Annotated in this window: 4 protein-coding genes; all 4 read left to right on the top strand. The window is 57.7% G+C overall.

The annotated features are described in order from the left end of the window. Positions 1 to 136 precede the first annotated feature (136 nt). Entirely contained in the window at positions 137 to 1,456 is a 1,320-nt protein-coding gene (locus tag Q0072_RS01055; RefSeq protein ID WP_298324481.1) for a hypothetical protein, read from the top strand. Further along, on the top strand, positions 1,453 to 2,391 hold the full coding sequence (locus Q0072_RS01060; RefSeq protein WP_298324483.1) for an ATP-binding cassette domain-containing protein: 939 nt from the start codon (positions 1,453 to 1,455) through the stop codon (positions 2,389 to 2,391). Before Q0072_RS01055 ends, Q0072_RS01060 begins: the two co-directional genes overlap by 4 nt. Positions 2,392 to 2,424: 33 nt before the next feature. Next, positions 2,425 to 3,555 carry an ABC transporter permease gene (locus Q0072_RS01065; protein WP_298324484.1) on the top strand — a complete coding sequence of 377 codons (1,131 nt, stop codon included), beginning with the start codon at positions 2,425 to 2,427 and terminating at the stop codon, positions 3,553 to 3,555. 147 nt (positions 3,556 to 3,702) lie between these two features. After that, positions 3,703 to 3,908 (top strand): transposase (locus Q0072_RS01070; protein ID WP_298324487.1); only part of this gene is annotated, 206 nt, incomplete at its 3' end.

Below are 3,908 nucleotides of genomic sequence, written 5' to 3' on the forward strand. Positions count from 1 at the left end.
ATCATCGCTTGTGTTCGCAAACTCGTCACTATACTCAATGCCATCGTCAGGGACTGCAAACCCTGGGAAGCCAAATGCGCCTGAACAAAGACAGTTGCTAGTGTCTTTTCGTCGGGAGGATAGCGCAGTGAGCAGCATGGCCAATCCCATCATGGATCTGCTCAGGGCGGGGTTGAACGACGTCCTTGCTGCCATGGCAGACGGGCGGACGGCAACAGCGCATGAAGCATTTGCCAGCATCAAACCGGTGCTGGAAGGAAGAGCGATATGCGCAGCACTCGAACACCTGCTTCAGGGCCAAGCATCTGTTGAGCGTGTCGCAGACGGGCTTTACGCGACCGGCGGCGATGGGCAGTATCAAGACCTGCGCCGCGCCCACCAGTTTGTTGTCGGCGCGTTATCTGATCAGCGGGCGCTTCTGCTGGTTCGCTTCGATGACATCTGTGGCAGTCCACGTCATGAGGGCGGGCTCTATGGAATCGGTGTCATCACCCTGTCGTCGGTCTCTGTCGACTTTGAGACCTTGGTTCACGAACTGGTGCATGGCGTTGCCTCATCGGGACATCGTCTGCTGGATGAAGGCCTTGCGGAATGGCTTTCCATTCTTGCGACATCGGTCGACGCGGCGGATGCGCGGCGTCGTTTGAATGTGAGGGCGGCTGATGGTCCGCCGGCCGCTGTACTGGCGGCTAGGCGGTGGACTGACCAACCCTGTTTTGAGGGCTTGGCGGCCCGTCCGGCAGCGGCCCATGCTGTTGCGGCGATTACTGTTGCGCAGTTCGTTGATAAGCAAGGGATGTCAGCGTTTTTGAACCTGATGTCAACGGTCCGTGCGGGACGTATTGAAGATATCCGTGGTTGGCTGGACCTTGATCCCGCTCCGACGGTCACGACAGAGATGTCAGCAGACGCGCAGGAAAGCCAATCCCTGCGACGGCAGTTCAGAATGGGCGACGATATCGGGGCTTCTCAGAAGCTGCCATGTTATCGTGAGGCATATCTACGCAATCCGGACAACGACACCCTGGAAGTGAACTATCTGCTTTCGTTGCTGCTGGCCGCCAATGATCCGGATGCCGAGGCGTTGCGGGCAGAGTTGGATCAGGCCCTTGAACAATTTCTTACCGTTCGAGGCGATACGCCATTGGCTTATGCACTTTGTGTGTCGCGAGAGGGTCTGAAGATTCGGTATGCTCCCAACTTCATTGCCTTGAACGATAGTTTCAAACGGGGACGCTTGATTGTTGAGGCGGCCCTGGACGCCTATCCGGATGATCTGGACGTGGTTGTCAGCGCAGCAAAATTTGAACAATACACGCCGCGGGAATATGGCGGGAGTCCGGCACGGGTGCGTGCCTATCTGCAACGCGCTGTGGCGCTTGGTGATGATGCACTGCTGACACCTTATCTGCGCAGCGCGATTGCACGCCTTGATCAGGGGGGGGAGCCTGCATGAATGGCCAGCAGCATTTGTCCGAAACCGTGATCACGGTGAAGGACCTGCGTATCAACGGTCAGGGAGGGTTTGTGCTCCGTGTACCGGACTTGGCGGTCCAGCGCGGAAGCTTAGTGGCCCTTGTCGGTCGTAACGGATCGGGAAAGAGTACCCTTGTTGATGCATTGTTGAACTTGATCCAGATCGATACTGGTTCGGTACAATTGTTCGGCCAGGATCTCGCACGGATACCGGCCGACCATCCGCTGCGGACCCGGATCGGGGCTCAGGTGCAGGGTATGACCTGGACCTGGTCCATCAAAGTCTCCGAGATACTGGCGATACACAACTCGCTTTACGGGACGACGGACGAGGGGGTCCTGGAAGCGCTGGGTGTCGGTCAACTTCATTCGCTGATCTACCGGAAGCTGTCGACCGGGCAGCGTCGCCGGGTGGACCTTGCGGTCGCCCTGGCCCATCGCCCCGACATCGTCGTTCTGGATGAACCGTCGTCGGGATTGGACCGCCAGTTCGAGGTTGGGTTCCGCCAAATCCTCAAACAGCAGTGCGAGGCGGGGGCGACGCTGGTCCTTGCAACACATGACGAGTTGGATGTGGGCATGGCTGATCGGATCCTGTGGCTTGATCGCGGCCAGATCATTGACGATGGCACGCCAGCGGCGATCCTTGAGCGCGAGGTCGGTCGTTTTGTCGGCACCGTCGATACAACCAGCGGTATCGATACCACACCCATTGAGCAGGATCTGGCAGCGAAGGCGCGTGCAACCACGCATGTTGGCCATGAACTGCGGTTCTTTGGCGATGCGGCGCTCCGGGAACCGTTCGTTCAAGCAATGGAGCGGCACAGCGTTGGGGCTTACGTCGTGCGACCAACTCAATCATCTGACTTGCTTGATTTGATCCGGGGTCGCGCCGAACACGGGCCCGCGCTCTGAACCCAATCAATCCCTCTTGTTCAGGAGGCCTTTATGGCGCAGTTCAGCCTACGGAACTGGTTGGGACAAGCCTGGCAGTTCACCATTGTGGAAACCGCGACTTATCTGCGTGATACTACCGCAATCTTTTGGACCTTCCTTTACCCCGTTGCCTTATTGCTGATTATGATGCTCCTGTTCGGCGGTGGCGGCAACAGATCACCGTCGCTGGCGCTGGACGTGGAAGGTACCGGCCCCGCTGCGGAGCAGCTGGTCAGCCAGCTCAAAGGTACCTTTGATGCAATTGAGGGCCTGAATATCGAGTTGCGCCGTGTGACACCAGGCCAAACATCGCCGGATCAACGTGTCAGGCTGATTGTGCCGACAAACTTTTCAGAAGGACCGGATGCCGAGCCCGTTTTGGTGCGTCTGAACGCGATGCCCGACGAGATCAGTGGCAGCATGCTGTCCCTTGTCGCGCAATCCGCAGCACAGTTAAATGCAAAGCTGGCCAATGCACCAGAGCGCGTTCAACTTAAATATATTATAGCACAGGGTAAAGCAGAAACGAATATAAAAGCGACTTACTATGTCGTCGGGCTGGCTGTGCTGACGATCGTTTCCACTGCGTTATTCGGCTTTTCCGGCCCACTGATAGACTTGAGGGCGCGTGGTGGTCTGAAGCTTTTTCAGTTTATGCCCGTGCACCGTTCCGCCTTTTTGACTGGCTTTGGCTTGTGCCGGGTTGTCATTCTTGTGGTGTTTGTGACGTTGTTCATCTTGGCAGGTCTGAGCCTGTTCGGCGGCCTGCGCACCCTAAGCGGTGTGGCCTGGTCGTTAATGCTCGCGCTGATTTTTGTCGGTACGATTAGTTTTCTGGCCGCCGGCTTGGCAATTGCCGGCTTCATCACCAGCAATTCCGCCGGATCGGCGCTGATTAACCTCATCAATTTACCCATCATGTTTTTCTCTGACCTGTTCATCCCGCTTAGTTCAATGCCGGAGGCGGTGGCGGCGGTATCGCGGATGACGCCCGTCTACATGCTGGTCGATGCGATGCGGGGTGCCGCTGCCGGAACGCACGGGCTAGCCGATTGCATGCCGGCGTTCGTTTCACTTTCGATTTTGCTGATCGGATCCGCGGCAATTGCAGGATCGACGTTCCGTTGGAGGCTCAAACGATGAAGCGTTCCATCTTGGTGCTGGGAGCATCCCTGGCCCTGACATTGGCGGCGGGTGCAGCGCCGGCAGGGACCGACGTTCACGAGAGCTGGTCCCCAGTGAGTGGACAGTTTGGTAAGCTTGGTTCGGCCTTATTGAAGGACGACCGACATGACGGGACAGAGGAAACGGTATTCAGCGGATTTCAAGGCGAAGGTGGCACTGGAGGCGATCCGGGGCGAGTTGACGATGGCGCAACTTGTGTCGAAGCACGGTGTTCACCAGACGATGATCAGCGCTTGGCGCAAACAGGCGATCGAGGGAATGGCCGCGTCGTTTTCCGGCAAAGCTGAGGCTGCGCCGATGGTTGATGGCGC

The sequence above is a fragment of the Asticcacaulis sp. genome (assembly GCF_027484505.1).
Lineage (GTDB): Bacteria > Pseudomonadota > Alphaproteobacteria > Caulobacterales > Caulobacteraceae > Asticcacaulis.

Coding starts and splice junctions, on each gene's coding strand:
- Q0072_RS01055 (WP_298324481.1), top strand. CDS start 137: ATGGCCAATCCCATCATGGATCTGCTCAGGGCGGGGTTGAACGACGTC.
- Q0072_RS01060 (WP_298324483.1), top strand. CDS start 1,453: ATGAATGGCCAGCAGCATTTGTCCGAAACCGTGATCACGGTGAAGGAC.
- Q0072_RS01065 (WP_298324484.1), top strand. CDS start 2,425: ATGGCGCAGTTCAGCCTACGGAACTGGTTGGGACAAGCCTGGCAGTTC.